The following is a 17,423-nucleotide window of genomic DNA, read 5'->3' as shown; positions in this document are numbered from 1 at the left end:
AGCCTTAACTGAACGGCATTAGGGCAAGCCCACTCGCCACAGCAAGCCCGCTCGCCGCGACAGCCCGCTCGCCACAACGGCGTACACCTCAAAAGGCCAGTTTGTAGCCAATGCTCATCAACATGATCGCCAGGCACGGGCGCAATACCGCGTCCGGCACTTTGCCGGTCATGTGGCTGCCGAGGTAGATCCCCGGCAGCGACCCCATCAGCAAGAAACCCAACAGGTGCCAGTCCATATTGCCCATGCCGGCGTGGCCCAGGCCCGCCACCAGGGTCAGGGGCACGGCGTGGGCGATTTCGGTCCCCACCAGGCGCCGCGTGGCGAGGAACGGGTACAGGATAAACAGCGCCACCGTACCGAGGGCGCCAGCGCCGATGGAGGTCAGGGCGACCATGGTGCCCAGCACGGCCCCCGTCACCACCGTCAGCGTGTTCAGGTTACGCGGGTGCATATGGTAATCATCGCCGGCATGGCGTTGGGCGAAGGCCAACAGCCGTTGCTTGAACAGGATCGCCAGGGCCGTCAGCAGCAGCACCACGCCGAGAGCCTGCTTGATCACAGCGTTCATGGCGCTGGGGTCGGTGTGCAGGCTGGCGAGGAACCACAGGGTCAGCAACACGGCGGGCACGCTGCCCAGGGTCAGCCACCCGGTGATGGACCAGTCGATGTTCTTGTTCTGGCTGTGCACCAGCACCCCACCGGACTTGGTGATGGCGGCGTACAGCAGGTCGGTGCCCACCGCGGTGGCCGGGTTGATACCGAACCACAACAGGATCGGTGTCATCAAGGAGCCCCCGCCGACACCGGTCATGCCAACGATAAAACCAACGATCAGGCCAGCAATCACAAAACCAAAATTACCCACTTCCATCACTGCTACCTGCGGCCTTATAAATTTCTGGCCGCAGGATAGCGATTTTTCTTATAACGACTTATATCAATGTGATCTGACTTTATGCCTTTTTGGTCAGTTTGTGGCTGACGTAGGCTTGGGTCTGATAGGGGAATGCCACGGTGTCGCGGCCCTTCAGCGCCGGGTGGGTCGCGATCAGGGTGCGCAATTGTTCGGTTACCAGGGCTTTTTCAGCAGCGGGCAAGGCAGCGATAAAGCTCACGGAGAGGAAGCGGTCCATGATCACTTCCTGCGGGCTGCCGACATGGTTGTAGGGGAAACACGTCACCTGAGGATCGGAAAAGTACTCGCCGGTGAACGCTTCGCGCCAACGCCCGGTGTGAAAGCGCGGGGTGTCGCCTTCGTATGGCGTGATGATCGCAGTGATGGCGGCCACCCAATCCACCGATTCATCGCGCACATTCCACACCAACCCCAGGCGCCCGTCGGGTTTAAGCACACGGTGGATTTCCGCCAGCGCGGCCTCGGTGGAAAACCAATGGAAAGCCTGGGCACACACCACCGCATCGGCCGTCGCGCTTGGCAGGGGGATGGATTCAGCTGTGCCGTTGACCAGGCGTACGTCGGGCAGCAGTTTATGCAACTGCGCGGCCATGGCGTCCACCGGCTCGACGGCGATCAGCGTCGGTGCCAGGGTGTTGAGCAAGCGCGTGAATTTGCCAGTGCCCGCCCCCAGGTCGATCACCGTAGAGTGCGCATTGATCTGCAGCGTGTCGCTGAGCCAACCGGTGAGTTGCCGGGGATAATTCGGGCGGCCCTGGGCATAAGTGACGGCCTGGGACGAGAAACCCTGCTGAGCAGACGTGTGGACACCAGTCATTGCCAATCTCTCCTCGGGTAAAACGGGGGCACAGTGTGCGCCCTTCCCGGCCAACTTTCTAATCGGCCTGACTGGGCAACCACACACGAAACCGGGCGCCGCCCAGCGGCGAAGCCTGGGCGGTCAAGGTGCCGCCCTGGGCTTCGAGGGCGCGCCGGCTGATCGCCAGGCCCAGGCCGAAGCCACCGGTGGCGCGGTCGCGGCTGCGGTCAAGGCGATAGAACGGTTCGAAGATGCGTTCGCGCTGATCCAGCGGGATGCCGATACCGTCGTCATCGACCCAGATTTCACAGCCCTTGGGGCAGACCTTGACGCCTAACTGGATGCGCTTGTCACAGTAGCGCGTCGCGTTGCGCAACAGGTTTTGCAGGGCACGCGCGGTCAAGCGCGGGTCAAGACTGAAGCGCTCGACGCTGCAGTCGAGGACTACGTCGATGACAATCTCGGGGTTTTCCAGTTCGTCATCGACGCTGCCCAATACGCTGTCGATAAACTCGTCGAGCACCACGTCGACCCGCTCCGGCAGTTGCGCGGGGTTTTGCAGGCGACTGTAGGAAAGCAATTCCAACACCAGCTCATCCAGCTCACGAATATGGGCCACCAGGCTTTGCAGGCGCTCACGGCTGGCCTGCGGCAAGTCTTCGGACAGCGCCAGGGCCAGGCCGAAGTCCAGGCGCGTCAACGGCGTGCGCAGCTCGTGGGACACGGCGTTGAGCAAGTCTCGCTGCTGGTTCAGCAGGTGCTCGATATCGTCGGCCATGGTGTCGAACACCGCCGCCAGGCTGCCGATATTGGAGCTGGGTGGGATATGCGTGCGTGCACCCAGGTTGCCCTTGCCCAATTGCGCTGCGGTGCTTTTGAGGCGCTCCAGGTCGCGCCAATGGGGGCGCAGCCACACCAACAGGCAGGCCAGTAACGCGGCGCCGATCAGCACGTTCATCGACCAGTACAGCAGGTTCATGTCCAGCGGGTCCGGCGGCACGGTCAGCTTGACCGCGAACTGCGCATTGATCGGCGAACTGATTTCTTCCATCCAGCCCCACTCGCCCAGGTGAATCACCGGTTTGCCTTGTGCCAGCAGCGCCTCTTCTTCAGGGGTGTAGCGCGCGTCCTGGCGCAGCAGCAGTTCGACTTTCAGCGGTGCGAAATCGCGGCCCAGTTGCTCGGTGACCTGGGACCAGCGCTCCACTGGCGCCCGCTGGTACTGTTTGACGATCAGGGTTTGCATGCCCCGGGACTGCTCGACGTTGTAGGCCAGGTAACGGTGTTCGAAGACCTGGACCACCAGCTTGGGAATCAGGTAGATCGCCGCGCTGAAGGTGACGATGGTGATCAGGTAGAGGCGTAGCAGCACACGAAACATGGATCAGCATTCCCACTCGGAACGACTGAACAGGTAGCCCTTGCCCCACACGGTCTTGATCTTGCGCGCCTCGCCAGCATGGTCGTCGAATTTGCGGCGCAGCTTGGAAATCGCCACGTCCACCGAGCGGTCGGTGCCATTGAACTCGATGCCGCGCAGGCGTTGCAGGATCTGGTCGCGGCTGAGCACCTCGCCGGCATGCCGTGCCAGCACCACCAACAGGTTGTATTCACCGCTGGACAACTCCACCGCCTGCTCACGCCAACTCACGGTGCGTTCCGACAGGTCGATGCATAGGTTGCCCATGACGATCTGGTCGTTGGCCACCTGGGGCTCCGACAGACTGCTGCGGCGCAGCAATGTGCGGACACGGGCTAGCAACACGCGCGGTTCGCAGGGTTTGGTCACATAGTCATCGGCGCCCATTTCCAGGCCCAGCACCTGGTCATGGCTGTCATCACGGGCGGTCAGCATCAGGATCGGCAGGCCCGCCGAGTCGGCGCGCAGTAAGCGGCACACTTGCAAGCCGTCGAGACCGGGCAGCATCAGGTCGAGGATCACCAGGTCGGGCGGGTTGAGGCGCGCGCGTTCGCGCACATGATCGCCCCGGCTGAGCACACTGACGTGGTAACCGTTGCGTTCCAGGTAGCTGGCAATCAGCTCGGAGAGAGCGGCGTCGTCTTCGACCAGGAGGATGTTGGGCATGATGTTTCCAGAAATACAGTGATGTGTCGTTCACAAATCCCATGTGGGAGCAGGCTTGCCTGCTATGGCGGTGCTTCAGATACAGAGTCGTTGACTGATTCACCGCGATCGGGGGCAAGCCCCCTCCCACATTTGATCCTCATTGTAAGCAAGGTTGTGCAAGGATATACGCCCCCGGTGCCCTGCGGGCTGCACCTTACATTTCTTCACAGACGACCTACACAGCTTCACAGCACCACGGCGCAGGTGACCTTAGGATGTGCCAGTCAATATTGGGATAAGAGCATGTCGAAGAATCTGTTTGCGCCGTTTTGCCTGTTGGCCCTGACGCTGGCACTCAGCGCCTGTGACAAGTCGGCCGGTGAGGCACCGGCAACGCCCCCGGTCAAAGTGAGGATCGAAACCCTTGCAGCCAAGCCCCTGTCCATCACCAGCGAATTGAGCGGGCGTATCGCCGCGCCGCGCATTGCCGAAGTGCGTGCGCGGGTCGCCGGGGTGGTGATGCAACAGGTGTTCAAGGAAGGCCATGACGTCAAACAGGGCGACGTGCTGTTTCGCATCGACCCAGCACCGTTCAAGGCCGACCTGGACAGTGCCCAGGCCAACCTGAGCAAAGCCGAGGCCAATGCGTTCCAGGCGCGCCTACAGGAGCAGCGCTACAGCCAGTTGGTGGAAGGCAATGCCATCAGCGGCCAGGACTACGACAACGCCCGCGCCGCCGTGCGCCAGACCAACGCCGAAGTCGCCGCCAACAAGGCCGCCGTCGAGCGCGCCAGGCTGAACCTGGGCTATGCCACCGTGACCGCGCCGATTTCCGGGCGCATCGGCCGCGCACTGGTAACCGAGGGTGCGCTGGTCGGCCAGAACGAGGCCACGCCACTGGCGCTTATCCAGCAACTGGACCCGATTCACGCCGACCTGACCCAGTCCACCCGCGAGCTGAACGACCTGCGCCGCGCCTTCCGCGCGGGCAGCTTGAAGCAAGTCGGCCAGGACCAGGCCAAGGCCACGTTGATCCAGGACGACGGCAGCCTGTATCCGCTGCCAGGCAAGTTGCTGTTCGCCGAAATCAGCGTCGACCCGGGCACCGGTCAAATCATCCTGCGCAGCGAGTTCCCCAACCCCGACCTCGACCTGTTGCCCGGCAGCTTCGTGCGCGTGCGCCTGGAACAGGCCGTCGACAAACAAGGCATCAGCGTGCCGCAACGCGCCATCACCCGTGATAGCGCCGGTATCCCCATGGTGCTGTTGCTGGACGCCGAACAAACCGTGAGCCTGCAACCGGTGGAACTGGGCGCGGTCATCGAAGACCGCTGGATCGTCAGCAGCGGCCTCAAGGCCGGCGACCGTATCGTCGTCGAGGGCCTGCAACACGCGCGGCCCGGTGAAAAAGTTGAAGTGGACGACAGCCCGCTCGTAAAGGAATAACCCGCCATGCCGCAGTTTTTTATTGACCGCCCGGTGTTCGCCTGGGTGGTGGCCATGTTCATCCTGCTGGCCGGTGCGCTGGCCATCCCGCAGTTGCCGGTGGCCCAGTACCCCGACGTCGCACCACCGAAAGTGGAAATCTACGCGGTGTACCCGGGCGCTTCGGCCCAGACCCTGGATGAAAGTGTGGTCAGCCTGATCGAGCAGGAGCTCAACGGTGCCGATCACCTGCTGTATTTCGAATCCCAGAGCAGCCTGGGTTCGGCAACCATTACCGCGACCTTCCAGCCGGGCACCAACCCGGAAATGGCCCAGGTCGATGTGCAGAACCGCCTCAAGGCGGTGGAGCCGCGCCTGCCCCAAGCCGTGACCCAGCAAGGTTTGCGGGTGGAGAAAGTGTCTGCCGGCTTCCTGCTGCTGGTCACGCTCACCTCCAACGACGGCAAGCTCGACGACGTGGCGCTCAGCGATTACCTGGCGCGCAACGTGATGAACGAGCTCAAGCGCCTGGACGGGGTGGGCAAGGCCCAGTTGTATGGTGCCGAACGCGCCATGCGCATCTGGATCGACCCACAGAAGCTGATCGGCTTCAACCTCACGCCGGCCGACGTGAATGCCGCGATCAGCGCACAGAACGCACAGGTTTCCGCCGGCAGCATCGGTGATTTGCCGGGCACCAATACCCAGGAGATCACGGCGGCGATCCTGGTCAAGGGCCAGCTGTCCACGCCCGCGGAGTTCACCGACATTGTGCTCAAGGCCAACCCGGACGGGTCCACCGTGCGCATCGGCGATGTGGCGCGTGTGGAAGTGGGCAGCCAGGAATACCAGTTCTCCACACGCCTGAACGGCAAGCCCTCGACCGCCGTCAGCGTGCAACTGTCGCCAGGCGCCAACGCCCTGAGTACCGCGACCCTGGTGCGGGCGAAGATGGACGAGCTGTCGCGTTACTTCCCGGCCAATGTGGAATACAAGATTCCGTACGACACCTCGCCGTTCGTCAAGGTCTCGATCACCAAGGTGGTCTACACCCTGCTCGAAGCCATGGCGCTGGTATTCGCGGTGATGTTCCTGTTCCTGCAGAACGTGCGCTACACGCTGATCCCGACGCTGGTGGTGCCGATCGCGCTGATGGGCACCTTCGCCACCATGCTGTTGCTGGGCTTCTCGATCAACGTGTTGACCATGTTCGGCATGGTGCTGGCCATCGGCATCCTGGTGGACGATGCGATCGTCGTGGTGGAGAACGTCGAGCGGATCATGGCCACCGAGGGCCTGTCGCCCAAAGACGCGACCAAGAAAGCCATGGGCCAGATCACCGGCGCCATCATCGGCATCACCCTGGTGCTGGTCGCGGTATTCCTGCCGATGGCATTCATGCCGGGGTCGGTGGGGGTGATTTACCAGCAGTTCTCGCTGTCGATGGCCACCTCGATCCTGTTCTCGGCGTTCCTCGCCCTGACCTTGACCCCAGCCTTGTGCGCAACGCTGCTCAAACCGATCGCCAAGGGTGATCACCACGCCAAGGGCGGCTTCTTCGGCTGGTTCAACCAGCGTTTTGAAAGCCTCACCAATCGCTACGAAGGCTGGGTGGCCTATGCCCTCAAGCGCAGCGGCCGTTACCTGTTGATTTACCTGGTGCTGCTGGTGGGCCTGGGGTGGATGTTCAGCCGCCTGCCCTCCTCGTTCCTGCCCGTGGAAGACCAGGGCTACACCATCACCGATATCCAGTTGCCGCCTGGTGCGAGCAAGAACCGCACGGTGCAGGTGGCCGAGCAGATCGAAGCGCACAACGCCGGGGAACCCGGCGTGGGTGATACCACCATGATCATGGGTTTCAGTTTCTCCGGCTCGGGGCAGAACGCGGCGCTGGCGTTTACGACGCTAAAGGATTGGTCGCAACGCAGCAGCGACGATTCCGCCGCGTCGATTGCCGACCGCGCCAACATGGCCTTCAGCGAGCTCAAGGACGCGATTGCCTATGCGATCCTGCCGCCCCCCGTGGACGGCCTGGGCACCTCCAGTGGTTTCGAGTTCCGCTTGCAGGACCGCGGCGGTGTTGGTCATGCGGCGTTGATGGCGGCACGTACCGAATTGCTCAACGCCGCCGGCAAAAGCCCGATCCTGGCCAACGTGCGCGAAACCGCCCTGGCCGAAGCCCCGCAGGTACAACTGGAGGTGGACCGCAAGCAGGCCAACGCATTGGGCGTGGCCTTTGCCGATGTGGGCAGCGTGTTGTCGTCGGCCATCGGCTCGGCCTACGTCAACGACTTCCCCAACCAGGGCCGCATGCAACGCGTGGTGGTGCAGGCCGAAGGCGACCAGCGCAGCCAAGTGGCGGATTTGATGAAGATCAATGTGCGCAACAAAGCCGGCAAGATGGTGCCGCTGTCGGCCTTTGTCGAAGCCAAATGGACCCAGGGCCCGGCGCAGTTGACGCGCTACAACGGCTACCCGGCCATCGCCATCAGCGGCGAAGCGGCACCGGGGCACAGCACCGGCGAGGCGATGGAAGAAATCCAGCGCCTGGTCAGCCAGTTGCCGGCGGGGCTGGGCCAGGAGTGGACCGGGTTGTCACTGCAGGAACGCTTGTCCGGCTCCCAGGCGCCGTTGCTATTGGGTCTGTCACTGCTGATCGTGTTCCTGTGCCTGGCAGCGCTGTATGAAAGCTGGTCGATCCCCACGTCGGTATTGCTGGTGGTGCCGCTCGGCGTACTCGGCGCGGTCGTGGCCGTTTCCTTGCGCGGCATGCCCAACGATGTGTTCTTCAAGGTCGGCTTGATCACCATCATCGGCCTGTCGGCGAAAAACGCGATCCTGATCATCGAGTTCGCCAAGGACCTGTACGACCAGGGCGAAGACCTGATGAGCGCCACCCTGAAGGCCGCGCGCTTGCGCCTGCGCCCGATCATCATGACGTCGCTGGCGTTCATCCTCGGCGTGGTGCCATTGGCCATTGCCACCGGCGCCAGTTCCGCCAGCCAGCAGGCGATTGGTACGGGGGTGATTGGCGGGATGATCACGGCGACACTGGCGGTGGTGTTTGTGCCGGTGTTCTTTGTGGTGGTCATGAAGCTGGTGCGCAAAAAGAGCTAAGGCTTTTTGGGGGACACGGTAACTGTCGCGAGCGGGCTTGTCCCGCGTTGGGCTGCGCAGCAGCCCCAATAAGAGCGCTGCAGTGTGCCAGGCAGGTCCGGGGTTATGTTTTGGGGCTGCTTCGCAGCCCAACGCGGGACAAGCCCGCTCGCCACAAAAAATGCGCTAAGGTGCTCACAAATAGCCATTTGTGAGCCCCCATGCCCTTCCTCGCCCGCACCCACCCTCGCCTCTCCGCTGCCGCCGCCCTGGGCCTTGCCGCTGGCATCCTGGTGCCGGCCGACAGCGTCGTCAGCAAGATCCTCATTGGCTGGAACACCGGGGTCTGGACCTACCTGGTGCTGATGCTGTGGCTGACCATCCGCGCCAAGGCCCCGGACGTCAAACGCATCGCCGAGATCGAAGACGAAAACGCCGGCCTGGTGCTGTTCATCGTGTGCATCGCCGCCATTGCGAGTTTGGCGACCATCACCTTCGAACTGGTGGGCAGCAAAGACCTGCCGACCACCGCGCGCCTGCTGCACTACGGCTTTACCGGGCTGACCGTGATCGGCTCATGGCTGCTGATCGGGGTGATTTTCAGCGTGCATTACGCGCGCCTGTATTACACCTGGGAAGGCAAGGAGCCGGCACTGCGCTTTGCCGAAGACCTGCGCACCCCCAACTACTGGGACTTCCTGTATTTCTCCTTCACCATCGGCGTGGCCGTGCAAACGGCGGACGTGGGGGTGGCGACCCGCGCCATGCGCAAAGTGGTGCTGGGGCAATCGTTGATCGGGTTCCTGTTCAACACGGCGATCCTGGGCTTCTCGATCAATATCGCCGCGGGCCTGTTTGGTTGAGGCTCAATCGCTCTTCTATCCGACGAGTGGCTCCCTGACCTGTTAGTTCTGACAGTTGTGTGCAACGTCAATATGGCGCCGAATAGCCTCACGTATGCAGCCGCACTGCGTGCCGTAGAAGCGCTGATGTGCAACTGAAAATCACCGGCTGCAACCACTTTCCGGCGGGAGAAAAAATAATGCCAAGGCGAACGGCCTCAACCAGCAACCTCCTCCTCAACGGTAATTTCAGTCAATACGCAATGCACTGGAATACAACAGGCACTGTCGATTACTCCCGACAATACTGTAGAGCACTTACCGGTCAGGCCTCCCAGCAGGTCAATATCAACCCTGGTGCCAGTTACTTACTGCGCATGTGGAGTCAAGTGATCTTCAAGGGTGCTGGCGCGGTGGTGATCACCTCTGAGCCCTCGGGTACAGCCGATCGTATTGAGCTCGATGCTTTTCATCTGTGGACCAAACGAGAGTTCAACTATTCCCCTCCCGCCGGTACAACCTCCGCTACCGTCACCGTCACGGGCACGACAGGCGAGGTTTGTGTCGACGAGATTGAACTGCTCGTGGACACCACCACTCCAGTTCGACCGGAGCTGATCAGAAATGGCGATTTCATCCAAAATAACGCTGATTGGACCGTAGAAAGGCCTGGGCCAGCGTCAAGCGTCAACTTCACCGCCGGTGTCTGCAGTGCGAACCTGGGGGGCTTGATCTATCAGGACATAGCAGTAGAGCCCGGCAAAACCTACAGTTTTAACCTGATGGCCGCGAACCCCACAAGCGGGGACGGCGCGGCCCGGTTGTACGACGTGGCCAATACCGGCGTTATCTTGCTGGATATTGAATTAAGAGGGCCGGAAACGTTCCAGCCCTATCAACGTAACTTCCAAGTTCCAGCCGGTACGCACCAACTGCGTGTACTGATGGTGGGAATTACCTTTTTGAGACTAGACAGCGTGTCCTTCAAGCTCGCCTGAAGGCACTGCCGACTTGATTGAAAGTATTTGTGTGAAGTCGATAACCCAACACGTTGCGCGTTGATGTGGCAGTCCAGGTGGAGACGTAATCGCCAGGCACTCGACACGCTCCCAGCCCCCAAGGAGAAACGCTCATGACCGCCATCCACCGTCACCGTCCACCAAAACTGCATCTGGCCGCCCAGTATTTTAAAGGCATTATCGACGGCGAAGATTTCACCGCCAATATATTTTCAATCACCTGCACGGCAGGAAAATGGACGATCACCGGCAGTAGAGTCGATAGCAACGGCGTGACCCACAAGTTGCAGTTGTCGCTACCTTCAACTTATGGCATAGGCATCTATCGACTGGAGGACCATCCGGACATTCGGTTTACCTATAGCACTGATGACCTTTTAGAGCCTGTACTGCGATACGGTTTCTCCGGATTAGTCGAATTCAGGGCCATTGACCCTTCAAATACCCACGCCACGGGTGGACTCAGCGATATCCAAACCCGTGACGACGGCAACCCAGTCTCTACCATCTCTGCGCTGTTCAGCCTGGGCTGACGCCCGAAGGTCGTTAAACTGCACATACCAAAAAGGAAGCCGAAGCTTCCTTTTTGGATACATACGTATGAGTTACCAGCTATAACGCACACCCACGTTAGCACCCCATGGTTGATCGACATGTTTACCTTTGCTGTGCTCGAAGTCAGCATGCAGCTGCAGGTTTTTCGACAGTGAGACCGCTACACCAGCACCGAACTCAGCACGAGAACCTGAGACGTCATTGTTGAACACATGGCCGTTGACCGATGCTTTATTGTCTTTCGCAAACTCATGCGCTACCGCTGTACGCAGGTAAGGCTGAACGATGCTGCCGTCATCCATTATAAAATCGCGACCTACCGTTACCCCCAGCTTACCGAGTGCCGAATGGGTGTTCTGGCCTTTGGCTTGCAGGCCATTGTCCAACCCATAGTTCTTGCCCTTGACCACAATAGTGGATGCCTGAGCAAACGGTTCGACAAAGAAATCATTCTCCAGCTTGATGTTGCGACCCACTTCTACCGAAGCACCAATGCCGTTGGTGCCGTATTTACCCTTAGCCTTGGCACCATCGCTGAGGCCGACCTTGGACTCATTCTCAAAGCGGTTGGCTTTGATAACACCGTCGAAGTAGTAGCCGCTGTCTGCATCCATCCAAGTGGCATAGCCGCCCACGTAGTAGCTTTTCACCGTGCCGGAAGTACCACGGCTCAGGTCCAGATCGGAGTTGCTATGCCCTGCCATGACCCCAACCAGCCATTGGCTGTCTTCACTCAGGGGTGCATCGGCGCCGAGAGAGAAACCGCGTTGGCTCTGCTTATAACCCACGCCATTAGCGCCCGACACCGAGTACTTGTTGCCGTAGCTACGAATCCAGCCACCACCTTCAGCGTCATGGTGGCGTAACTCGCCCATGCGGCTGCGCAACGAAGTCATCTCGCCATACCATACGGTCGGCGCGGTGTTAAACAACGCCAGCACCGAGCGAGTACCTGGGCTGATAGTCCGTGCGCTGGGGTCGAGGAACCAATCGTTACCATCCTGCTTCAGCCCATAGGACCATGCACCGACATCCACCGCGCCGCCCACCAGCGAAAACTCGGCATCGCCGCCGCCGGTGTGCACGATATGTACGTCACCGGGCGACACAGGCTCCAGGCCGCTGCTCGCCACCAACAAACTGTGCTGACCGGTTGCATCGCCAGATATATTCAGAAAATCATTCAGGCCCTGGGCAAAATCAGCGCCCATGACGAATGTACCGTTACCACTCAGTGTCTCCAGGTCCAACTGATAAAACGCATCCGTTTCGCCAAACTTCACCGTACCGCCCGCGAGATCAAGCGCACCCACCAGGCTGTTACCCGTCAGGTTCCAGAACGAACCATCACCTATGGCAAGGCTATCGACATTCAACAAGCTGCCGGTCAACGATGAGTGGTTTTGCAAGCTCAGATTGGCACTGCTACCGGCCTCGACGAACACATTGCCGTTCAAATGGCTGTTGTTGACATTCATGTTGGCAGTTGCGCCACCGGTCACTTCCAGCAGGTTACCGTTGCCGCCGATCAACTGCGAGCCGTTACTCACTTCGATGGTGGCTGTGGGAGTGCGCCCGGTCTGGCCGGCGACCAAAATGGCCGCCCCCGTCTTGCCCTCAACGGTCGACTGATCGAGTACCAATGTGCCGTCATCGGTAATACCTGCCGCACGGGTGAAACGTACACCATTGCGCTCACCCACTAGCATGCTGTTCTGAGCAGAGGCCGAACCGCCGATCAACAGGACACCGGTACTGCCGACAGCCGTCCCTTGTACCAGCGAGTCAAAAAAATGCAGTTCGCTCAATTGAGTGGCTGAGGCACCCGCCTGAGCGCCCTTTATTGTGCTGTTACTAACATGGGCGGTAGAACCGCCAGGTGTAGAACTGTACCGGTTCAGCACTAAACCAACGGATTGGGCGCTCTCCAAATGGCTGCCGGAAATGGTTGCAGTACCATTGGTAAGTTCCATTGCCGAGGCGCCTGGCGCCGTGGACATGACCGTGGAATTCTGGATAGCAACCGTGGAACCTTCCTGAGCAACGATACGCTCGATAGTACTCCCACTGTTCACAGTGAGCTGCGCACCCAGGCTCCGAATAGCCGCTGTGGTTGCCCCATTGACGGTCAGGCTGGAGCCATTCTGCAGCGCCCAGTTTTTTACGGTTTCACCGGATTCAATGACCTTCGACTCACCAGGCGCTACCACTCCCTGTTCTGAATGAGCCTGCGCCGCAACACCCAGAAGTAATCCGAACGACGACACTTTGACTGCCGCACTTAAAGGTGAAAGTTTGAAAATATGTTTGATGAACATGCTGTAACACTCGCTCTGACAATATGCCTGACCAAATGGCATGGCTCGTTCCGATGGAGTGGAGCCAGACCTGTAGAGGCCGCGAGGTTATAGTTGGAGGGCGTAACGGTAAGTAGGATAAATCTGAAGATAACAAGAGGACGCCATTCAGCCGACTTATTAGAAAAGGCACCGAAGAAGGTTATCCCTCGATGCCTTGCGTACAGCGCTATGGAGCAGAGTCACTACTACCGTCGCAGTAGTTGTTGGCGGTCACCATCCTCGCAGGAATGACTGCTGGTACTGACCTAGCAGGCGTTCCGCTCACGTCCAGAGAATATTGCAACCAGAGCGAGTTATAGGGCGGCTTCGCGCCGGCTACTTTAAGGTGAGGGTCGAAGGGTTGCAGGTGGAAGATGAAGCCGTTGGCTGCGGTGGTTGGATCCAGCGTCACCGAGCTAGTACCCCGTGTTGGCTCGATAGGTTGGTCACCCGCAAGCCCCGTTGAGGCCACATACTCGATCGTTACCACTACTTGATCCGCAAAAAATTCAGCGTTTGGAGGAATTTTCACTTCAAGGTATTCCGGGTCGCTTGTTGGTCGCAGAGATGCACAGCTAATCCTTCCCCGTGGGTCGCCGGTCCAAGGCAGGGTATTGAGGAACTCAGCCGCATCCAGTGTGTGAGTGATCGCATCGTCGACTTCAACGGGCGTACTTTCTGAGAAATTGCTGTTCGTCGATGCGGGATTGCGCACCCCATAAAAAACATCGATCGCTGGACCATTACCCGCTGCGGCAATCGCTGCCTTGTCGACCACGATAGTGATTGGAGCACCTGCGCCCTCGCCAAAAGCAATAGTATGAGTACCTGCTATGTTCAGCCGGCTTCCCCAATACAACGTAATGACATCACCTTCGGCCGGTGCTGGAGTAACGCTCCAAAGATCGAAGACCGCCAGAATGTCATCTACGTGATCGATGTCAGCGGAATTCAGATAGTTCTCTCTAGGAGGGAAAGATGCAGGCCCCTGTATGGTGACCTGATCCAGGTCAGGACTCGGATCACCCGGCAGGGGAGTCACTGGACCCGCTTTGCTCAGGTCGACATCCACCAATGTTTCATCATCCGGACGGTTTTTTGAACCCGTCCTCAGAATGATGTAGCTCAGAGCTGTCTCTATAGGACCTTCCTGCGAGCCATACTCATCAATGATCAGTTGAGGAGGCGCGGTGAATACAAAATCGAAAACACCGTTCAACGGCGCGGGCGTGGTTTCCTGGCTTCCCCATTTCAGAATGTATTGGTCGCCAGGATCCCATGCATAAAGGGGAATCGCCAACTGGACCCCCGCCGTCCAAGCGTCGATATCGATCAGCGTGCTACCCGCAGGACTGACCACCTTCAGAGGTGCCAGTACCAGATTCGCACTGCGTCTCAAACGACGCCCAGTGGGAACTTTCGAGATTTCACTGTAATTGCCGGCCGCATCTCGCAGTCGATAAAACCAGAAGAAAATCCCATCTACAGCAGTGTCGAAGAACGTAATGGGCAAATTGAAATCCGCTCCCCCCGAAGGCATTGGAAAACTGCCCAGCGAGGGCGAGTCATCCGGAGGCAATTCCGATGTGAACCAGACGTCCGACACCATATCCCCTACGTCCCAATCCCCATAGGAAGGAATCCCTAACTCGAATCCACTGGGATTCAAGTCCAATGTTTCTTGGGTGATATCTGCGCCTTGAGGCAATGAGGCAGGATAAACGCCCCTAGCAGGCGCCTCACTTTTACCTGGGGACTTATAGGGACCATACAGATCGATCTTCACTCGTTGAGCTTTGGAAAAGTCTGAATAATCCCCACCTGATCCAGGTTTTACCTTGAACCTGAGATCAAACTCACCATGGCCTAATAGATTGACTGAAACCGTGACCTCAACATGCGGACCAGAAGGCTCGGTTGGAAAAAAAATCGGGTCCAATGGTGTCCAGGATGAAACCCCGGCAGGGCTGAATTCAACTTGCATTTCATCCCCATCGTCGGGAAACCGCCAAATGGGGCATTCCAGAACAAGGCCGCCATCACGATCCAGAAAAGGACGCCAGACCAAACCTTTACCATCCTCTAGCGCCTGGGGAAAATTCGGTGCTTCCAGATTAGGATTCTCCCAACCACTTACTATCACTTGCTTAACACTTTTAACGGTCATTTCAGTCTCTCCTTGCCTATGTTAATAGCTTGCGGTGAATGGACTGCTGACAACTTTTTATTAAACAGCAGGCGGCACAGAGTCCCTCTCCGATCAAGCACAGCGGAAGATGATTAATTAACTTTTATGCAACTTTATAACTGACCACTTACTATCAATGATCAGATTCCGGACCATTACCATTCGGCCCACAATAAATCGGTGGTGTATGGGCAAACAATCGGTCGATCTTCACGTAACGAATGCGTGAAGTCCCCACACGCATACCAAGGCGCCATACCGTGAACTCGGCGTAAGCGCCCGCCCCCTCTCCCGTGGGGTTCTTGATCGGCTCAACGTAAGGACGGTAATCCACTACAAAGTCGTGGTAACCGAGGCGCTCATCATCCCCATTCCACGACTGTGAGAACAATCCTTCGGTTTCTTTAATAGGACCGCTGCCTGCAAAACCCGACGTACCCTGCCAATGCATGCGTATTTCATCATTGATCTCAATGGCCGCATGTTTAAAAACACGAACATGCACACCGTCCCAGAGCGGCGGGACGGTCTGACAGTTGAGCCAACCAAATGAGTTAACGTGAACAAACTCAGCTTGAGGAAAGTTTACCGGTGCTGTCACATTGATATTTACTGCCTGATCAGGGGCCAGTTGTTCATTCACACCATTGCTGGTGCGATAACGCACAGGGAACGCCGGATTGTTTGGCGTCTGCTCAACCACCGACCAGGCGATAGGCGAAAAAGTCACCCGCCTGCCAGCGAAATCCGTGGGCTGTACCGTATAAGAAGCAATGGGGTCCTCTCTATCCCCCCAGTAAAGGAACATTTGCTCGCCTGCATGCGGATCATCAAATAGAAGAACCGAAGCCGTGACAGGTTGATCGGCATCCCGGATATCCAAGTGATTCGGCGTATTGCTCCCCTGCCCGCGGATCTCGACTCGTTCAAGGTGTCGGTTATATTCAGCGGGTGCCTGGTCATGATCTTGCCCGGCCACGCGAAAGTCGCAATCCACATGTTGTATTGGCGATAGAACTCCATCGGGCTTGCCAGCACGGTAAATCTCATACTGCACTGGCATTCTGGTCTGCACGTAGCCTTTCTGGATCAATACCGGCCAACTGATTGAGACGATTTTCGGAAATCCCTCAACCGGTTCTCTTGACAGAGGGATACCATTCCAAAGAGTCACAACCTCATCAGTAGGATCCCAATCAAAATACGCCTCGAATCGCACCGTTACGCCTGCCCGCGCATCCTTGCGATCAATCAAACCGTCGAAATCAAAGGCAAGCACCCGCGGCGGCTTCAGGCCACTGGGCGATGGTTTGAGGTTGATATAAACAGGGGTGGGCCCGGAGGCATCGACGCGTTGGTTACCTGCTCGGTCCCGTAGGGTATACCGTACGATCCGGGGACCGTTCAACAACGTACGGAATTTATCCCCCGGAATAGGCACAACCAAATCGGATACCGCAGAAGGGAACGTGTGCTCATAAGCCGCCTCATAAGGATTGGCCGATTCATCGTTCAATAAAAAAATCAGAACGGCATCGAAGGCTTTTCGATCCAGATATGAAGGAATTTTAAAATCCACCGTCAGGTGATCTGGATCGCTCAAATACTCTTCGGTAATTCCATAGGTGCGGACGTCCGGATCAACAAACTCACCAGGCCCCAGGGGTTGGTTACCCCCTGGAGCTATCCGATCAATGGTGAATGTCGTGGTGTAAGGGCTGTGTTCTATCCCGCCGGGCCCATCAATGTAATAACTAATGTCGTAAGACCCACTGATATTCAACCAATTGCCCTTAATAAACAGCGATACGGGGAAGTCTTTTTCCTGAGTCAATGGGCCCGGCAGAGGGATCGGAGGAAGCGGATACGGAGACTCGGGTGTATGAGGCTTGATCGAGAAATGAACGTAATCGACTTCCCCGGTATCAGCGGGAAAGGCCCAGATCTGGGTCAATTGGACTTCAATGGGGTCATAAAGATATTTAGTGGGAATCAGCCCGTCAGGGTCATCTTCAAAGGCCTTGACCACAACAGCCTTTTTTAGCTCTGAAACTTGCGCCGTTGCGCTGCGGCTGGAGGGGGGGAAACGGTTGGATGAAAGCGTCATGCGACTCTCCTTATTCAGCCAGCGAACCGATGCATCGTTTAGAAAAAACACGTGTTATGGCGGTAT

12 protein-coding genes are annotated in these 17,423 nt (G+C 58.3%); 5 read left to right on the top strand and 7 right to left on the bottom strand.

The genetic code is table 11. From position 1 onward, the window contains the following. Positions 1–88: 88 nt before the first annotated feature. From P2T68_RS16385 to P2T68_RS16370, 4 genes are all read right to left on the bottom strand, one after another. Positions 89–874, bottom strand: coding sequence for a sulfite exporter TauE/SafE family protein (locus tag P2T68_RS16385; protein ID WP_277379597.1), 786 nt, complete (start codon positions 872–874; stop codon positions 89–91). 82 nt (positions 875–956) lie between these two features. Continuing rightward, on the bottom strand, positions 957–1,736 hold the full coding sequence (locus tag P2T68_RS16380; RefSeq protein WP_024075802.1) for a class I SAM-dependent methyltransferase: 780 nt from the start codon (positions 1,734–1,736) through the stop codon (positions 957–959). Between the two features lie 58 nt (positions 1,737–1,794). Next, the gene (locus P2T68_RS16375; protein ID WP_024075803.1) at positions 1,795–3,099 is read right to left on the bottom strand and encodes an ATP-binding protein; all 1,305 of its coding nucleotides are present in this window, start codon (positions 3,097–3,099) and stop codon (positions 1,795–1,797) included. Between the two features lie 3 nt (positions 3,100–3,102). Next, positions 3,103–3,804 carry a response regulator transcription factor gene (locus P2T68_RS16370; RefSeq protein WP_024075804.1) on the bottom strand — a complete coding sequence of 234 codons (702 nt, stop codon included), beginning with the start codon at positions 3,802–3,804 and terminating at the stop codon, positions 3,103–3,105. Between P2T68_RS16370 and P2T68_RS16365 the strand changes: the two genes are divergently transcribed. The 5 genes from P2T68_RS16365 (at position 3,697) to P2T68_RS16345 (ending at position 10,701) form a co-directional block, all read left to right on the top strand. Then, complete coding sequence (locus tag P2T68_RS16365) at positions 3,697–5,232, top strand: efflux RND transporter periplasmic adaptor subunit (RefSeq protein ID WP_342307777.1); 1,536 nt, start codon at positions 3,697–3,699, stop codon at positions 5,230–5,232. The genes P2T68_RS16370 and P2T68_RS16365 overlap by 108 nt on opposite strands. Positions 5,233–5,238: 6 nt before the next feature. Further along, positions 5,239–8,328 (top strand): efflux RND transporter permease subunit, encoded by a 3,090-nt coding sequence (locus P2T68_RS16360; protein WP_277379596.1) that lies wholly within the window; start codon positions 5,239–5,241, stop codon positions 8,326–8,328. Positions 8,329–8,528: 200 nt separating this feature from the next. Further along, on the top strand, positions 8,529–9,170 hold the full coding sequence (locus P2T68_RS16355) for a DUF1345 domain-containing protein (RefSeq protein ID WP_024075806.1): 642 nt from the start codon (positions 8,529–8,531) through the stop codon (positions 9,168–9,170). Between the two features lie 128 nt (positions 9,171–9,298). Then, entirely contained in the window at positions 9,299–10,147 is an 849-nt protein-coding gene (locus P2T68_RS16350) for a hypothetical protein (protein WP_143036940.1), read from the top strand. Between the two features lie 134 nt (positions 10,148–10,281). Beyond that, positions 10,282–10,701 (top strand): hypothetical protein, encoded by a 420-nt coding sequence (locus P2T68_RS16345; RefSeq protein ID WP_024075808.1) that lies wholly within the window; start codon positions 10,282–10,284, stop codon positions 10,699–10,701. Between the two features lie 72 nt (positions 10,702–10,773). Here P2T68_RS16345 and P2T68_RS16340 read toward each other — a convergent pair whose 3' ends face one another. The 3 genes from P2T68_RS16340 to P2T68_RS16330 form a co-directional block, all read right to left on the bottom strand. Beyond that, positions 10,774–13,041, bottom strand: coding sequence for an autotransporter outer membrane beta-barrel domain-containing protein (locus tag P2T68_RS16340; RefSeq protein ID WP_168232921.1), 2,268 nt, complete (start codon positions 13,039–13,041; stop codon positions 10,774–10,776). A 208-nt stretch (positions 13,042–13,249) separates the two neighbouring features. Continuing rightward, positions 13,250–15,229: a hypothetical protein gene (locus P2T68_RS16335; RefSeq protein ID WP_069075846.1), complete on the bottom strand. Its 1,980-nt coding sequence runs from the start codon at positions 15,227–15,229 to the stop codon at positions 13,250–13,252. 154 nt (positions 15,230–15,383) lie between these two features. Then, the gene (locus P2T68_RS16330) at positions 15,384–17,357 is read right to left on the bottom strand and encodes a hypothetical protein (RefSeq protein WP_277379595.1); all 1,974 of its coding nucleotides are present in this window, start codon (positions 17,355–17,357) and stop codon (positions 15,384–15,386) included. Positions 17,358–17,423: the final 66 nt, after the last annotated feature.

The organism is Pseudomonas sp. G11 (assembly GCF_029457515.1).
Taxonomy (GTDB): Bacteria; Pseudomonadota; Gammaproteobacteria; order Pseudomonadales; family Pseudomonadaceae; genus Aquipseudomonas; species Aquipseudomonas gorinensis.
This window is presented reverse-complemented; position numbering and strand designations above follow the sequence as displayed.